A 16,997-nucleotide genomic window follows, 5' to 3' on the forward strand; every position below is an offset into this window, starting at 1 on the left:
ATCCATAATAACCAACGGACGCAACAGTTTCGCTATTGCGTCCATCATTGGATAAAAGTAAAGATTACTCTATTAAGCCATAGTAGCCCAATGGCATGCCACAGTGTGGTCAGTGTTCCGCTTTTCGGACACTGGGCGAACAGTTTCACATTTCTTTTGCTGTTCTGGACTCAATTGCTTATACAGAGGACACCTTGACACGAATGCGCATCCCTTAATCTCTTCAGTTGGGCTAGGCAAGTCGCCATCAAGGATAATGCGTTCGCGTCCACGCTCATACTGTGGATCCGGTACAGGAACAGCACTGAGAAGCGCCTTCGTATACGGGTGCATTGGGTTGTCGAAAACCTCGCTAATTTCACCAGATTCGACGATATGACCCAAATACATAACTGCTACACGTGATGCCAAATGACGTACAACCGACAGATTGTGAGCGACAAAGAGGTACGCGACGCCCAAATTGTTCTGCAAGTCCTCAAGCAGATTCAAAACACCCGCCTGAATAGACACGTCGAGAGCAGACACTGGCTCATCTAGCAAAATCAAACGTGGGTTCACTGCAAGCGCACGCGCAATAGCAATACGCTGACGCTGTCCACCAGAGAACTGGTTAGGGAATCGGTCCACTTGGTCAGGCTTGAGACCAACGAGTTCCATCAGTTCAGCAATACGCTTGTTAATTTGCTCGCGATTCATGCCGATAACCTTCAACGGTTCAGCAAGAATGTCGTAAATAGGTAAACGCGGATCAAGCGAGCTCATAGGATCTTGGAATACGTACTGTACCTTCTCATGAAGGAGTTGACGCTCCTTGCGACTGAGTTTTCCAGCTACATCCTCTCCAAAAAGCTCAATCTTTCCAGTTTCTGGAGCTTGCAAATTCATAATCTGCAGCAAAGTCGTGGACTTTCCAGAACCGGACTCACCTACCAAAGCAATGGTCTCTCCTTCGCGAATGTGAATCGTCACATCGTTAACTGCATAAACCTTACCGATATTTCGACGGAAGAATCCACCACCATTTACTGTGAAGGTCTTAGTAATATTTTCAGCAGACAAGACCATTTGACGATCTTCACGTGCAATACCTTCAAAGATGGATGGGACTGACTCTTCAACACCATAGACTTCACGGAAAGTCAGGTTCTGAGCAATGATTTCATCGCTTCTATGGCATGCTACTCGCTGATCCGTACGACCTGCCAGATCAAGCAAGTCTGGTTCAGTTTCACGACAAATATCAGTAGCAATCGGGCATCTTTCAGCAAACGAACATCCCTTTGGTAGATTCACCAAATTTGTTGGAGAACCTGGAATCGGTACCAAGCGTGATGACTTTGCCTGATCTGGTCGAGGCACTGCGCCAAGAAGACCCATAGTATATGGCATCACTGGACGATAGAAGATATCATCAACATGTGCCTGCTCTACAGGACGTCCAGCATACATAACGATGATGTCATCAGCGATGGAAGCTACTACACCCAAATCGTGGGTAATAAAGATAAGTGCAGCACCAGTTTCTTTCTGAGCTTTACGCAATACATCCAAAATTTGCGCCTGAATTGTTACATCAAGTGCTGTTGTAGGCTCATCAGCAATGATGACGTCTGGATCATTAGCAATTGCCATAGCAATGACCACTCGCTGACGCATACCACCTGAGAAGTGATGAGGGAATGACTGCAAACGCTGCTCAGCATTAGGGATGCCAACCATTTCAAGCAATTCGATCGAACGCTTGTGGACTTGCTCATTCGTCATATCTGGGTTATGAGTAACCAAAGCCTCGCGAATCTGATCACCAATGGTGTACACAGGAGTTAACGCCGATAATGGATCTTGGAAAATCATCGCAATGCGCTTACCACGTAACTTACTCATCTGCGCATCGCTCTTCTCGAGCAGATTCTCGCCATCAAATTCGATAGTACCTTCGACCGCAGCATTCTTATCAAGAAGCCCCATAATTGCCATTGAGGTTACTGATTTACCCGAACCAGACTCGCCTACAATGCCAAGAATTTTACCCTTCTTGAGATCGAAGTTAATGCCTCGTACTGCGTGTACAGTTCCAGCTTCCGATGCAAAGTTTACGGTTAAATCGCGAACCTTGAGCACGGTTTCATTGGTATCAACTGTTTTTCTAAAGCCGTCCATGTTTATATTTCCTTTATCAGATTCGCTCTAGTTAAGCGGCCTTACCGCCGGAACGTGAATATGGATCAATTGCATCACGCAAGCCATCGCCGATGAGCTGTACAGAGAATGCAAGAATAATTAAGACAAGAGCTGGGATTGCGAGAACCCAAGGCTGTGTCACGATAACGCTTTGGCCTTCGTTCAAAATAGTACCCAAGGAAACATCTGGTGCCTTAATACCAAGTCCGAGGAAGGACAACGTAGTCTCAGAAGACACAGTGGATACCACACCAAGAACGGTATTAATTACCAATACAGATCCTAAGTTCGGAATAAGGTGACGCACGATAACAGTTAAAGGCTTTACGCCCATGAACTTAGCAGCACGAACGTAGTCACGTTCGCGAATACTCATCGTTACTGTGCGCAATACACGGGCCAAACCAACCCATCCAAAAATGGTCAAGCCGAAGACAAGCCACGCCCATCCAGACGTACCGCCTGCAGAACGCACCAAAATTGCAATAAGCAATGTAGAAGGAACAACCAAAAGCATGTCAAGAAGCCACATACCTGCCTTCTCAACGAATCCTTCAAAGTAAGCAATTCCCACACCATAGATTGCGGCGATAATAGTACTCAGAATCGAGCTAATAAAAGCGATTGTCAAAGAACGACCCAGACCATGAACTACCATGGCGTAAACATCGCCACCGCCATCAGTTGTACCGAAATAATGTTCTGCATTAGGTGGTACGCCCAATGCTGCAAAGTCGAGATTAGAGTAATCGTATGGAGTCAAGAATCTTCCGAACATTGCCCACAAAATGAGCAATCCTAAAATGACCAAGCCGACAACCGCTGAAGGTCGACGCATAAAGCGTCGAATATACAACGTCATACGTCCAGTACGGTGAATTTCTGTCGACCCCGCACTCTTGCTCGTGTCATCGACGCTCATGTCATCTACATTTCCTAGGCGCTGCGCACGATTTTCATCGTCGGAAAGAGTCTTATCTGTAGCGAGTTCAAGCTCGTTTTCATTCAAAGTTTCTGCCATCGTAATACTTCTTCCGAGCTTAGTTCAAACGGATACGAGGATCGAGCCACGCTGCAAAGATATCAGCAAGAAGCGCGCCGACCAAAGTACATACACCGGAGAAAGCAGCAATTGCTACAGTTCCGTTAATGTCATTTTGACTTATGGTTGTCACAAAGTAACGACCCAAGCCATTAATTGCGAAGACGGATTCAGTAATCGTTGCGCCTGTGAAGACACCAGCTATAGAGAACGCAACTGACTGTGCCGTCGGGATAAGCGAATTACGAAGCGCATGACGGCGAATTGCTTTATTCAAAGTCAAGCCCTTAGCACGTGCTGTACGTACATAATCCGCATTCATTTCATCAAGCAAATACGTACGCTGAGTCAGATGATATCCAACTGTTCCACCCAAAGTCATAGAAATCGTAGGCAGGATGAGATGCTGCAAGAAGTCTACGAACCATTCTCCGAAATTATCGCCTTGGTACGCGTGTAATCCCGTTACGAAGAATAATCTCTCTCCAGCTACAGTGTTGATTTCAATCGCGAAGAATACGACACCCACTGCCAATACTGCAGCAGGAATAACGTACAGGAATGTCGCTATCGAATTAAGCACACGGTCTTGCCACTTGTACTGACGAATTGCTGTGTATACACCAATTGATACACCGATAACGATACTGAGAATCGTTGCCAAAGTAACCAGCTGTAACGATGCTCCCATTCGCGAAACGATTGCATCTGAAACAGAAGACTGATCTGGAGCCTTGCCCCAATCCCAGCGAGTTACGATACCTGTCAGCCAACGCCAGTACCGAATAAGTATAGGTGTCTGATCATTAATATTTGCATTGTCAAGGGCTCGATTAATCGATGCCATAGGTGGTCGCGGGTTGCGAGTCATATAGTTCGATCGTGGGTCCATAAACGCACTGGCAAGAAAATACGTTAAGGAGATAGCAACAAACAGCATAACGCAGTAGTTTGCTACTCGCTTCGCCAAGTACTTAACCATCACACCTCCCTTTGGCATGAGCTCTTTTCACACATATGTTTAATAAATATAGACCTATTCATGGAATTCAGGCGAAACATCGCTTGTTTTAAGCTCTCACCACGATTACTTTGTCTGTATTTATTATATCCTTTATGCGTTTCATGCAATTGCTCGTACATATATTAGTCGATTGTTGTAAATCCTGTGTTACATGCGATTTGGTAGACATGGCATACGTACGATACGCTAAACTATCTGACAGAATACATAATGAGAGTATCCGCGCATAAATACAGCGATACTAGAGGACAGGGAAGTTAGACTTATGACTGACGACAACTCAATTCCATCCTTAGGGAATTTTAACCCAAACTCGCATTCTGCAAGCCATGAAGATAGTGAGGACGTGCTTAATGAAAAGCGCTGGGATATTCCTAATCTCAATGGATTTGATTTCGAGCTCACCGATGAGCAAACCATCGCCAATACTCAATCTTTAACTCAATTATCAGAAAGTACGTCTACTGCTTTGCGTGCTATTAATGCTCGTGAACAGGAAGAGGCCGCTCGCGCGTTACAAGCGCGCAGAGAGTACAACGATAATCGCGATTCTCAAGATCCAGAGGCGACATCTTCTTTCGACCCACTTGCAGACGATGCAGATATGCTTCCTTCACACGAGGATTCACACAGTAACACTGATAACGCATCTGCGACAAACGACGATTCAGCTCAAACCATCATAATTTCTGGGAAACCAGTATTAAATCCTCAAACTAATACGCAAGATGCGAATGCACAGGTAGAAGCCCAATCAGCTGAATCTACACGCACAATCGATACCAGCGATGAAACATCGGTTGTTTTGCCAGACACTGCTGTCACACATTCAGAAGATGGTGAGGAAACATTAGTTTCTGGATTTGAAGGTCTTGATGATTTCACAGAAACGGATGATTCGGATAATAGCGCTGATACGCAATCACATGATTATTTAGGTGATCAACCAATTGCTCCATCAGCATCGCGAGCTGGCCACGGAACTCATGCGCACAAGGTTTCAGATGAGGAAGCCTCCGCACGTAACACCCGACGCATGCTCATCTGGGGAATCGCAGGCGTCCTCGTTATTGCACTCGTCGTGGGCCTCACTATTTTCTTCAGAAATATGGCAAACGCTCAAACTCATGAGCAACTTCTCGCAACATGCACTTCAAGTCGCGAATCTGCTCAGACGTCATCTGCGAATTTGCAAAAATTGGTCAATGATACAAATAGCGTGGCGTCTACTCAATCAGTCGATGTTGAAGATACATCCACACTGACACGTATAAAGAATGCTATTAATCAGGCAAATGCATCGATTAATAGTGAAAAAGATTTAGACGCATGCACCGCATCATTATCCGATATTCAGCTACGAAATATTGCTCAGCAAGCAGATACGATTGTTAATAATCAGACGGAATACACTACAGCAATTAATAAGGCAAAAACCGCTGTGGAAAATTCAAAGGCTACAAAGACCCAGTCGAACGCGAAAAATGATTTAACGTCGAAGCGTCAGGAAGCTCAAACTTTGTACGATCAATCAAATGGTAAAGTTACCGACGAGACAACTCGTACTAATTTAAAGAAGGCAATTGATGCCGCTGATCAGCTTATTGCGCAAAATATTAAAAATGTCACATCAAGCCAATATTCCTCGGCAATTGACACGCTCAATAACACGATGACTGCTGTGCAAAATTCCATGAAGGCTTATGATGATGCTCAAAAGGAAAAGGACGCGAATATCGCGGGGGTTTGCGCACCATTTGCTGGCACATATTCTAACGGCTCTACTCGTGTAACATTGCGCGGTGATTGCTCGGTGCGCTATAGCGATGATTCGGTAGGTAACCCATCAACATGTACCTTCCCTGATGGGTCTACCGGCTCATGTGCAACTGTCGATAATGCGGAAAATCCAAATGAAATTAATTGGTCGATGGAATGCTTACAAAATGGTTCATGCTCAAATGCGGACGTCAGCGTTTCTGGAAAGAACGGCCAGACGACACTGAATATCGGCGGGCAAACGTATAGAAAACAGTAGCGCTACTCACAGTGTTGAACTCGCTGTACTGAGTCACAGCACCTCTCACAAAGCTGCAACACGGCATGATTATGGCTCGATTTGGCATTTACGACCAAACCGAGCCATTTTTATGCAGCTATATATAACTCTACATTTGTGAACGCTCAAACTATTAGTTATAACCAAGATGAGCGCCACGCACACTGCGATAACACACCCAGCGTAATATATGAATACACATGTATCTGAGCAGAGTTTCTGTATCGCTCCGTATCCATACGAAATCGCGAATACCACGAGTACCGCGAAATACGGCAGTTACCGCGCACAATACATGTATACTAATCAAACACATTAACGAATCACGATATGAGAGATAAGTGAGACCTCTATGACTGAGAACTCTACAGAGCCAGCAGAAGTATCTGCCGCAGCGCAGTCTGCCGCGGATACCCAAGCTCCACAAGAGAAACTCACCAAAGGTCTGCAAAACCGACATATTCAGCTGATTGCTCTTGGTGGAGCAATTGGTACTGGACTTTTCTATGGTTCTGCTGAATCTATTAAGCTCGCGGGTCCGTCTATTTTATTGACGTATCTTTTGGGCGGCGCGATTATCTTTTTGATTGTCCGCGCACTTGGTGAGATGAGTACATATGATCCTAAGGCTGGCGCATTTAGCTATTATGCAAGCCATTATTGGAGCAAGCGTGCTGGCTTTGTAAGCGGATGGAATTACTGGGCAAATTACGTATTGGTATCCATGGTTGAGCTAGCCGTGGTAGGCCAGTTTGTACAGTATTGGTTCCCAACGATTCCTGCTTGGTTGAGCGCTATTGTATTTATGGTTCTTATTACTGCAGCGAATATGCTAGGTGTTAAAGCATTTGGTGAGTTTGAATTCTGGTTCGCAATTATCAAGATTGTGGCAGTGATAGCTATGATCGTGCTTGGTCTAGTTGTTATCGTTATGGCAATTCCTGGAGCTGATGGCATCGTCCCTGGAATTCATAATCTCGCTAATTTCGCACCTCACGGTTTCTTCTCATCAACCGCTCAATCGGATGCAACGGCTTCTGCAGGAGTCACCGGAGGCGTTACATACTCTGGGATCCTCATGGCTCTTGTCGTAGTTATGTTTAGCTTTGGCGGTACTGAACTCATCGGTATCACCGCTGGAGAAGCTGAAGACCCGAAGACGTCGATTCCAAAGGCAACGAATGAAGTAGTATGGCGTATCTTAATCTTCTACGTTGCTGCTCTGGCTGTAATCATGTGCGTTGTCCCATGGGATAAGATTGGTGTGCCAAATGCTCAAGGCGTAGTCGTTAGCCCATTCGTTCAGATATTCGATTCTGTAGGCATTCATTTTGCTGCAGGTCTTCTTAACTTCGTTTGCCTAACAGCAGTGATTAGCGTCTATAATTCAGCACTGTATTCAAATTCACGAATGCTGTATTCCTTGTCAATTCAAGGTAATGCTCCACGATATTTGAGCAAAACAAATAAACGTGGTGTTCCTGCTTGGGGTGTGCTCACATCAGCAGCCATTACGGTGATTGCTGTCGTCGTTGTCTTCCTCTGGCCAGAATTCGCATTCAATTATTTGATGTCTATTGCTACCTTCTCAGGAATCTTCAATTGGTCGATGATCGCTATTACTCAAATGAAATTCCGTAAAAATATCGGAGCTGAAGGCGAAAAGGAGTTAACTTTTAAGTTACCGTTCGCCAAGATTACTCCATGGATAATTTTGGCGGCAATGCTTCTCATCTATGCCCTCATGTGGCTATCGCCAAGCTATCGAATCGCTACATGGCTTGGACCTTTGTGGGTAGTTGTGCTTGTAGCCGCGTATGAGATTACTCAACGGGTAAAGAAGAAGTAGCCACCTATAATACAGTTAATCGGTGAGATTACTATTTTAGTGGTGCTAGCCTGAGATAATCATTAAGGTGTCTCACACCGCCAGATGGCTTATCTCAGGCATAATACTGTCCAGATTCCAAGTTAACGTATAAATAACAGTAGCCCCCTAAGCCTCTTAACAATGCTCAACCCTGGGGGTTCTTTCATATGCTGCATCGCTATTCACTCTGGCGCATATGGTTGATTGTATTGAAGGTAATAACCAGCACTCACAAAAAATAATCACATTTTTAACGTCTCATAACGAGTATGCACAGGGAATTATTAAGTCAGAGCATTGGATCTAACATGTTCAGGCAAGTAGAGTAAGAATTTTCGCGTTCGACGTCTCCAAGCTGACACTATGCCCCACTTTACAGTGCTCCTACTTTTTATTGCGCACTTTCACTCGCAACGGCCTGAGAAGCTTCACCTCGCACATTGGTCAACGCAGTATTGAAAGCTTCGGTCGTCCAGCTTGCTCCAGCAACGATGTCAACCTTCAGATCTTTCAAATCTTTACCTACGACCTGACCATCAATACTCTTGACAAAGGCACCGGCATATTTCTTGGAGATAGCATTTGATGTCGTTGGTTTTACAGAAATTGCAGCAATCTTTCCTTGCTGTACATCAACTGACAGAGACAACTTACTTGCCCCATGTTCCCCGTACGAGCCTTCAGTAGTATATGTTCCATCAGCATAATTACCCGTATCGGTTTGTGCTTGAGGAAAACTCATCTCGTTACGCAAATTATCTTGCTGATCAGAATCGGTTTTGGTATTCGTAGACTGGCTTTGTGTATCAGCATTATCTCCTGCTGCTGGAGCATTAGAACCACAACCAGCGAGCGCGACAGACGTGGCGAGTACACCAAGAGCTGCAACTACTACTGTTTTCTGCGTGACTTCTTTTGCAGTAAATTCCTGTGCCATGTTTTAAGAATACCTCTTACCTATAATTCATTTATTTATTGATGCTGCGTATATTTTATCTCTCGGATACGTAGGAAATTTAAGATTACCCGTCTTACGCTTGCTCAAAGTTACTCGAGTCAATTGTATCTTTTGCAGATTTTGTAGGGTCTGCAAATTCAGCTTCATGAACTGGAGCAATACTATCATCCGATTGAACTAACTCTTCAAAACGTTCTCGCGCTTCCTGGTCATTCCACTTTTCCCCCACGAGCTTGCCATGGTTGAGCATGATCTCGCGCTGAGCCTGTCCTGCCACAGTCGAATCGTGAGTCACCACGATGATGGTCGTTCCTTGCTCATGCAAATTCTTGAACAAATCAAGCACTATTTGCTCATTCGCTTCATCAAGGTTGCCGGTCGGCTCATCAGCCAATATGATTTCTGGGCAGTTAATAAGTGCGCGAGCAATGCATACGCGCTGCTGCTCTCCACCAGAGAGCTGACTTGGCAAGTGATGTGCTCTATCTTCAAGACCTACCTGACGCAGCGCTTCCATCGCCTGTTTCTCATCAACGACCGAATGGTAATACTGTGCGGCCATTACATTCTCTACAGCCGTCAAGTGCTGCACGAGATAAAACTTCTGGAACACCAGACCTACCACATTTTTACGCACATCAGCGAGTTCACGTTCACGCAAATGCTCTACGTTTCTACCTTGAAGTGCTACCTCACCTTGACTTGGCGAATCCAAGCACCCGATGATGTTCATCAAAGTGGTCTTACCCGAACCTGATGATCCCACAATAGAAAGCCACTGACCACGTGGCACGCTCAAACTCACATCGTCTAGTGCGTGCAAATCTCCATAAATTTTCGATACATGATCGAGATGCAAAAGAATTTCGTTCGTTGCCATCTCAGCTCACCTTACTTTCATTATTAAAATCATTCGTTCATGTATTGCTATTGCTGTCGTTGAAAGTGTTGCTGCAATATATGTCCTCGCAGTTATCACTCAGCCATCAGTCAGCACTCAACCATCGCTCAGCACCCATCACTCATATCCATCGCTCAACATCCCCAGTCGCTGTATAAGCTGTATAAACTAGCAACTTGATTTCTCGCAACGCCTGTTATCACTAAAATTTACTGAGTTCTCGAAGGACATCACGTTCCTACTCCTCTCTCAGTACCACAGCAGGATTAATCTGCGATGCTTTATGTACTGGGATAATGGAAGCCACTACCGCGATAAGCGAGGCAGCTGCGACGCATACAAGCATAATCCAAACGTTTAGTTCTACTGCCCTATCGAAGACTGTGGTAATCAGTATTTCCGATACCCCTACGCCTGCAAGAACACCTAGGATACCTCCAACGACACCATAAAGAGCCGATTCCACATAGAATTCAACCGCAATTGATCTATTAGACGCACCCAGGGCTTTGCGAAGACCAATTTCATTACGGCGCTGAGAGACAATGGATGTCATTGTGGTTGATACTCCTACAAGCGTCAAAGCAACGATAACGATTGAAATAATCCAGAAGAGTGTGGTAAGCATTGTGATAATGCTGGCGTTAGCGGTAGAAATCTTGCTGACTGCTTGAGCGGTCACGTTCATGGAACGCATATCGTTGATATTGTTAACCAGTTTTGTTAAGTCATCACCGGTTGCCTGCGACGAATACTCAATAGCATCCACGCCACGTTCTTTGCCTGTAAGTTTATTCAGCGTATCGGTGGTCACGTACAGCATCGAATCTTCATTTCCGCCCGTGCTGACGGTTCCAACGATTTGCATACGGGTACCATCTGTGTCGAGAATTGTCCCTGTAGAGTTATCGTCAACATAACCGACAGTTATACTCTGACCAATTTTTACGCTTAACCGCTCAGCAACATCTGTGCCAATAAGTACTTGGTTCGTCTTTGTAGGCCATTGACCCGTAACGTCCCAGAATTGATTCATGGATTTAACTTCTGAAGAATCAATTCCAGCCATCTGATATGAAGCAGAATTCACGCGAACTGTTTCATAACGATAGGTAGCATGAGTTTGACTAAAACCAGTCGCAGTCATCATTTCAGTCGTATGCTCAACCATATCCTTTTGGATACCATTTTCCGTTACACCTGTTTGATTACTAGTAACCACAAGATTTGCACCATAAGCGCGCATTTCTTCAGTCATTTGTGCTGGAACGACTAGGCATACCATAATCAAAACGAATAATGTTGCTGCACCTACCAGCGATGCAATAATTGCCATGGCTGCACGAGAACGCCTACGAATTACTGCACCACGAATCATTGTCCAGAACATTGCTCGATTAGCACGCTCTTGCTTTTTAATATCCTCAAGCGTAAACACTCGCTTCTCGCTATTAGTGTTTACGCCATCAGTATTTGTACTATGAGTATTCTCGCTATAGCCGTTTCCGCCTGCAGCGCTCACCGAAGATAGTGAATCATCTGGTACGTATTGAGTAGTTTCCTGTTTATCTGCCATGAAGTACCTCTGCTGGTTTCAAATTCAAAATTGCACGCAAAGCTGAGATAGATGCAACAAGAACTGTAAGAGCAAGTAACACTGCGACAAGAACGAAGACCATTGGTCGCATGACGATTCCTGCATTAAATACAATCTGCCCGATTCCTTGTGCAACCGCCGTACCAAGAGCAGCACCGATGATAGCTCCGACTGCACAAATAGAAGCTGTTTCAGCTAATACGAAGCGCATAACCTCACTATTCTTTGCACCGATAGCCTTGCGCAAAGCTATTTCACTAGAACGTTCTGCCGTAGCTGCAGCCATGAGATTAGCAACTGCAATAGCTGCCGCTATCAATGTAAGCACAGTCATCACAATCATTACAGCCTGAGTCTTACGCAGTACGTTCCCCTGCAAAGCCGCAACCTGTCGAACTTGCTTAGCTACAGCGCCCGGGATTACTTCCTCAATCTGATAAGCAATTGAGCTCACGTAGGCTGTACAGTACCATGTCTCCCATTCGGTTTGGGACACCGCTTCTGGGGATTTCTCAACTTTGCGAGCCAAGTCATTCTCAGGAGTTGTCAAAGCACGAACCTCTACATAATTTACAGAATCCGGAAGTTGTGTGACGTCTTGTACAGTCTGTGTCGATGTGAAAATAGCTTTATCATCATCGTCGCTGGAAGTAAAAATTGCCGAGACAGTAACGATATGATTTCTGCCGTCCCGACTAAGCGTTAGCGTATCGCCTACTGAGACATTATGTTCCGAAGCGAAAGTAGACCCGACCATAGCTTCGTTACCATCATCTTTTGCCCACTTACCATCAATTTTCCACCATGAACGCATCGTTTGAAGTCCCACGATGGTTTCTTCTCCTGTGCTTATCTTCAGCGTCTTGTTGAACCACGTACCAACTACTGGAACGTTATCAACCTTTTTGTCGCTCGCTGTAGCGACCTCAAGATGCTCGTTCAATTGTGGCGCAAAATTGAGGATGTTATATGCCCAGAAGATTGTTTTCATTTTTTGCAGATCCGACTCTTTAATAAACTGAGTTGGATCTGTACGCGATGAGCTCGGAGTGGATGTCGAGCTTGATGAATATAAATCTGAAATCACTGCATCAGACTTTGGACGCACGGTAATATTTGCACCGTATGCTGATAACTCATCGGTTAATTTATCACCTACATCGAAAACAACGCCTAGCATCGCTGTTGACACAGTAGCAGCAAGGAGCACCGTGAGCCCCATAAGCAAACGCTTACGGAACTCATGTGTTAGAGACCGCCTAATCATGCGAATAAAGAACATTTACACGCCTGCCGATCGTCTGAAATAATGTGCATTTGCATCAAGAACTGACGTTTGCACTGTGATAGTAGTACCGTCGTTATCGAATTCAATAGGTATAGGATTACAGCCGCCCTTGAAACCGATGGTTGCGATATTCATCGCTACATCGCATTTCTTGCAGATGACTTTGCCGTCTTTTTCATAATAGCCAGCGTCACCACAGTTTTCGCACGCATCGAGTACGACTACGACAGTGCCGCCGCCCTTCTTAATTGCGAGGAATCGCATCACTGTGCCGTCCGTAGCCGTGTATTCGAAGCGATGCAAATGACCATCATCAACCTGGGAAACTTTAATTTGTGCGACAGAATCCTTTAACGAATATTTTTCCGGATCGCTAAGCTTAATCTCTACATGCATAGCAGCATCGCCATAAGTGAGGCTTGCTCCTACCGCGAAAACTGCCAGAAGACTAAATGCGACGGCTGCAAATGCATGTCGTTTAATCTTGCGTTGAGATCTCACTACAGCAATTGTTTCACCTTCAATACGCGTATTCCAGCCCACAACGATAGTTGCAATGATAGGGATAACGAAAATTACTGCTTGGGATATGACGATAGATAACCCATTGTTGAGTCCCCATGCGAGAACCGTGAAAAGAGTTCGATTCAATCTAATTGCACGCGTGCTGAACAAAATTTGCAATAAATCGATACTATGCTGAGCTGCTATAAGTACGACAAGGATAATACCTGTCACAGCGAAAATTCGTGAAGAGATACTGCTCTTCATCGATGAGAATATAGCAGCAACGACAATGCTTGCAGTAATTCCTAACACAAAGCCAAGGGCTCGTAGAAGCATATCTGATGTGAAGAATGATTCGCCCGTTTCAACGAAATTCGTAACACGTAAGATAACATCTGGGAACGCACGGAAATATGTTAATGCAAGCGCGAATGCGAAAACGATATTAATAACATCTACCTGAAGAATTTGACTTCGTGAAGAATTCTGGGTAGAAGCCTTTCGAATTACGCATACAATCAACGCGATAATTGCGAGCGCGTCGGCAATAACGCATGCTATCAATGTCGGAAAATTAACGATTGTGCGCTGAGTAATAGTTCCCGTACCGCGTAAAGTAGCAAAAATTATCGCAGCGATAATTCCTACGACGATACCGCCAAGGCGAGCAAAACGACTCCCTCGACGATATTGCGCGTCCATAGGTTTGCACACAGCACCGATAACCATAGTGAGCAGTATCGGTGCTAGTGAGCCTAGTAACGAATTGACAAATTGTTCAAGCATAAAAAATTACCACTGCATTGGAGTGTAGTCCCAGTCAAAGTTTGCTTCGAGTGGGGTGGTCCAGAACTTACCCTTAACGCCAGTTTCCTTATCGACGTGAAGCGCCCAACCACGTTCAGCTGGAGAAGCAATGGTGAGCTTAACTGTATAAGAACCAGCCTGGTCAAGCTTTACATTTCCACCGTAGTGAGGACCATCGTCTGCATTCATCTGCATGAATGTACCGGAGGCAGCAGTTTCTCCAGTGGACTTATTGATGATTTCGTAAGTTACAGTCAAATCAGGAACGAATTCACCCTTTGAATAACCAAGGTTGTTATCTTTCAATGCGTGAATATCAGCTTCAAGGTGGAAGCTTGACTCTGCAGCCGAAAGACCCATGCCCTGTGGCTCCATATCAACTGGCTGGAAGTGTACCATTCCTACGTTGAGAGGACCTACTTCCTGATCATCGCCAATAGGGAACTCTTCAAAGCCGTTGCCGTCGCTCGTGGATTCTGACTTATTATCAGACTTCTTGTCAGTCTGTGAAGTCGAGCTATCCTTCGTAGCTGAGCTGGAAGAGTTATTTCCGCACGCAGCAAGAGTCAAAGAACCTGCGAGGACTACTGCGAGAGCAGCTGCAAGAGTTGTTTTCTTCATAATTGTCCTTTACTGTTTGTGAATTATTTTTTATAAAAATTCTTGATTTTGACTCCATTTCAGACTTCAGTTGAAGCTGACGTGTGAGTTTCATCTGTTATTTCGTTGGTAAAAGTGTCCTCTACGCCGTCACGAGCAGCCGTGGTAGCTTTATCGTTCACCGTATTGCGCGCACTAAGTTGCTTACGACGAACTGCTGATACCACATACAGGGCAACAACGATAATCGCCATAATAATTTGGAACACGATGGTTTGGACGTATGGATATATTCCTAAGAAGTCATTAGTCGGCCATCCTGATAGATAAATTCCATCAAAGACATCCGCTTCGATCAGCTCATGCAAGCCAGAACCTGCGAAGATAACGACCATAATCGACAAGATAACTGACATAACAGCGAAGAATTGCTTATATGGAATCTTAACAGAGGTGAATCTAAAGAGCAGGAAGATAGCGACAAGAGCAACCGCTGCAGCTACTGCGCCCCACGCGATTGGAGAATAATCCCCATCGGAGTTCATAGCCATCAACGCTTGGTAGAAGATAACCGTTTCAGCACCTTCTCTAAAGACTGCAAGGAAGGCCAACAAAGCCAGAGAGAAAACGCTTCCATTGGAAATGCTCTTTCGAGTTTTCTCATCGACAAATGCACTCCACGATTCATTCGAAGATTTGCTGAGCATCCAGTTGCTCGTATAGAGCAACATAACCATAGCGATAAGAGCTGTCACGCCTTCAAATACCTCTTGATGCGATCCAGCGGCCTGGAATACCAAGATAAGCAGTGCAGCCATGATTGCTGATGCAACGATGCCAAGCGCAGAGCCTACATAAATAAACTTAATTGATTTACGCTGTCCTGCTTTGACAAGATAAGCGATAATTGCTGCGATAACGAGAATTGCTTCTAAGCCCTCACGGAGAAGAATAACAAATGCTTGACCAAATGACGATGTTACAAATGATACGAATGGATTGATTTTTGCAGCAGCGCCATCATCCAACTTTTTTGCATCGTCGACAAGCATTTTCTTCAAGACTGCAACATTTTGCTCAACGACGGCATCAGACTTGCCGCCAATCATGGATTTACGAGTCTCTTTAAATTGGTTCTCAACTTCCGATACTCGAGCACCAGAAATTGCACTCATCACAGTCTTTTCAAAACCGAGCTTTTCGTAATACTGATAATAAGCGTTATTTACTAAGTCCGATCCTTCGCGATCATTATTACCAGTTGTTGCTGCGGTTTGAGCACGGTCAAGGATTCCTGACATTTCGAGCGCCACATCAGACCATGTGCGATTTCCACGTCCTTCGTTCTTACGAACTTTCGCAGCATCAAGTTTTTTACGTTCCTGAGCGGTTTTCTCAGCTCGAGCCTGAGCAAAGTCACGAGGATTTTGGATACTCGATGAGTTATCGAGTTGTGTTGCTACATCGTTTAACGCTGGTTCTATTGATTCAACACGACTTGGAATAGTAGAGACCTTGGAACTTACAAATACATCCGTAGTAAATGCTTGAAGTTCTGCTTGAACCGTACGCACTTGCTCGCCTGCTTGTGCAGAGGTCTGTGCATATTGTCCAGCTACGACGATCATATTTGAGGCAACATACTCGACATTGTACGCGCGCTGGAAATATGATGATGCAGACGTGGTATCAGAATTATTCAAAGCATTGACACCATTTTGCAAATCTTCCACGATATTCGATGCCACAACTGACCAAGAGTCAACATCTGCCGATTGCGCAATAGAAGAGGAAGAAGTGGCTGCATTATCTGAGCCATTCGTATCAGCGATACTCAGAGGAGCAAATTGAGAGAATAGGGCAATTACTACTACCGCTAAAAGCATAAAGCTCATAACAAGTTTTGATACCCATGAACGCATGACATGTCGTGAAGACGCACAGTATGAGATCACGATTTACCTCAATCTATTCTTTCTGATTACTACCCTCAAGACTCAAGATTAAAGGAATTTCCCTAAAAGTAAAGAGTTTTGCATAAATATCTTGAGAAATTCTTATTATTGTGTATTAATGCATGCCATTTAAACGACGATGTTTCACGTGTAACACTATAAACACAAGCTCTTTTTGTATATTCGCCCAAACCCCACTCGGAGG

12 protein-coding genes are annotated in these 16,997 nt (G+C 44.7%); 2 read left to right on the top strand and 10 right to left on the bottom strand.

The window, feature by feature from the left end; genetic code table 11:
• Nucleotides 1-72: 72 nt before the first annotated feature.
• From EJ419_RS03780 to EJ419_RS03790, 3 genes are all read right to left on the bottom strand, one after another.
• A complete protein-coding gene (locus EJ419_RS03780; protein WP_131283762.1) occupies nt 73-2,163 on the bottom strand; it encodes a dipeptide ABC transporter ATP-binding protein in 2,091 nt (696 codons plus the stop codon).
• A gap of 31 nt (nt 2,164-2,194) precedes the next feature.
• The gene (locus EJ419_RS03785) at nt 2,195-3,106 is read right to left on the bottom strand and encodes an ABC transporter permease (protein WP_131284197.1); all 912 of its coding nucleotides are present in this window, start codon (nt 3,104-3,106) and stop codon (nt 2,195-2,197) included.
• A gap of 118 nt (nt 3,107-3,224) precedes the next feature.
• Nucleotides 3,225-4,208: an ABC transporter permease gene (locus EJ419_RS03790; protein ID WP_131284199.1), complete on the bottom strand. Its 984-nt coding sequence runs from the start codon at nt 4,206-4,208 to the stop codon at nt 3,225-3,227.
• Nucleotides 4,209-4,515: 307 nt separating this feature from the next.
• Between EJ419_RS03790 and EJ419_RS03795 the strand changes: the two genes are divergently transcribed.
• Entirely contained in the window at nt 4,516-6,288 is a 1,773-nt protein-coding gene (locus EJ419_RS03795; protein WP_131283764.1) for a hypothetical protein, read from the top strand.
• 373 nt (nt 6,289-6,661) lie between these two features.
• Nucleotides 6,662-8,158: an amino acid permease gene (locus EJ419_RS03800; RefSeq protein ID WP_131283766.1), complete on the top strand. Its 1,497-nt coding sequence runs from the start codon at nt 6,662-6,664 to the stop codon at nt 8,156-8,158.
• A 412-nt stretch (nt 8,159-8,570) separates the two neighbouring features.
• Here EJ419_RS03800 and EJ419_RS03805 read toward each other — a convergent pair whose 3' ends face one another.
• From EJ419_RS03805 to EJ419_RS03835, 7 genes are all read right to left on the bottom strand, one after another.
• Complete coding sequence (locus tag EJ419_RS03805; RefSeq protein ID WP_131283768.1) at nt 8,571-9,116, bottom strand: FMN-binding protein; 546 nt, start codon at nt 9,114-9,116, stop codon at nt 8,571-8,573.
• Nucleotides 9,117-9,210: 94 nt separating this feature from the next.
• Nucleotides 9,211-10,017 carry an ABC transporter ATP-binding protein gene (locus EJ419_RS03810; RefSeq protein WP_165496226.1) on the bottom strand — a complete coding sequence of 269 codons (807 nt, stop codon included), beginning with the start codon at nt 10,015-10,017 and terminating at the stop codon, nt 9,211-9,213.
• Nucleotides 10,018-10,276: 259 nt separating this feature from the next.
• On the bottom strand, nt 10,277-11,428 hold the full coding sequence (locus EJ419_RS03815; RefSeq protein ID WP_131284204.1) for an ABC transporter permease: 1,152 nt from the start codon (nt 11,426-11,428) through the stop codon (nt 10,277-10,279).
• 175 nt (nt 11,429-11,603) lie between these two features.
• On the bottom strand, nt 11,604-12,917 hold the full coding sequence (locus tag EJ419_RS03820) for an ABC transporter permease (protein ID WP_131283770.1): 1,314 nt from the start codon (nt 12,915-12,917) through the stop codon (nt 11,604-11,606).
• Nucleotides 12,918-14,216 (bottom strand): DUF2318 domain-containing protein, encoded by a 1,299-nt coding sequence (locus EJ419_RS03825; RefSeq protein ID WP_131283772.1) that lies wholly within the window; start codon nt 14,214-14,216, stop codon nt 12,918-12,920. It abuts the gene before it with no gap.
• 6 nt (nt 14,217-14,222) lie between these two features.
• Nucleotides 14,223-14,858, bottom strand: coding sequence for an iron transporter (locus EJ419_RS03830; protein ID WP_131283774.1), 636 nt, complete (start codon nt 14,856-14,858; stop codon nt 14,223-14,225).
• Nucleotides 14,859-14,917: 59 nt separating this feature from the next.
• Complete coding sequence (locus tag EJ419_RS03835; protein WP_131283775.1) at nt 14,918-16,759, bottom strand: FTR1 family iron permease; 1,842 nt, start codon at nt 16,757-16,759, stop codon at nt 14,918-14,920.
• Nucleotides 16,760-16,997 lie beyond the last annotated feature (238 nt).

The organism is Alloscardovia theropitheci (genome assembly GCF_004332295.1).
Taxonomy (GTDB): Bacteria; Actinomycetota; Actinomycetes; order Actinomycetales; family Bifidobacteriaceae; genus Alloscardovia; species Alloscardovia theropitheci.

Coding starts and splice junctions, on each gene's coding strand:
- EJ419_RS03780 (WP_131283762.1), bottom strand. CDS start 2,163: ATGGACGGCTTTAGAAAAACAGTTGATACCAATGAAACCGTGCTCAAG.
- EJ419_RS03785 (WP_131284197.1), bottom strand. CDS start 3,106: ATGAGCGTCGATGACACGAGCAAGAGTGCGGGGTCGACAGAAATTCAC.
- EJ419_RS03790 (WP_131284199.1), bottom strand. CDS start 4,208: ATGGTTAAGTACTTGGCGAAGCGAGTAGCAAACTACTGCGTTATGCTG.
- EJ419_RS03795 (WP_131283764.1), top strand. CDS start 4,516: ATGACTGACGACAACTCAATTCCATCCTTAGGGAATTTTAACCCAAAC.
- EJ419_RS03800 (WP_131283766.1), top strand. CDS start 6,662: ATGACTGAGAACTCTACAGAGCCAGCAGAAGTATCTGCCGCAGCGCAG.
- EJ419_RS03805 (WP_131283768.1), bottom strand. CDS start 9,116: ATGGCACAGGAATTTACTGCAAAAGAAGTCACGCAGAAAACAGTAGTA.
- EJ419_RS03810 (WP_165496226.1), bottom strand. CDS start 10,017: ATGGCAACGAACGAAATTCTTTTGCATCTCGATCATGTATCGAAAATT.
- EJ419_RS03815 (WP_131284204.1), bottom strand. CDS start 11,428: ATGTTCTGGACAATGATTCGTGGTGCAGTAATTCGTAGGCGTTCTCGT.
- EJ419_RS03820 (WP_131283770.1), bottom strand. CDS start 12,917: ATGTTCTTTATTCGCATGATTAGGCGGTCTCTAACACATGAGTTCCGT.
- EJ419_RS03825 (WP_131283772.1), bottom strand. CDS start 14,216: ATGCTTGAACAATTTGTCAATTCGTTACTAGGCTCACTAGCACCGATA.
- EJ419_RS03830 (WP_131283774.1), bottom strand. CDS start 14,858: ATGAAGAAAACAACTCTTGCAGCTGCTCTCGCAGTAGTCCTCGCAGGT.
- EJ419_RS03835 (WP_131283775.1), bottom strand. CDS start 16,759: ATGCGTTCATGGGTATCAAAACTTGTTATGAGCTTTATGCTTTTAGCG.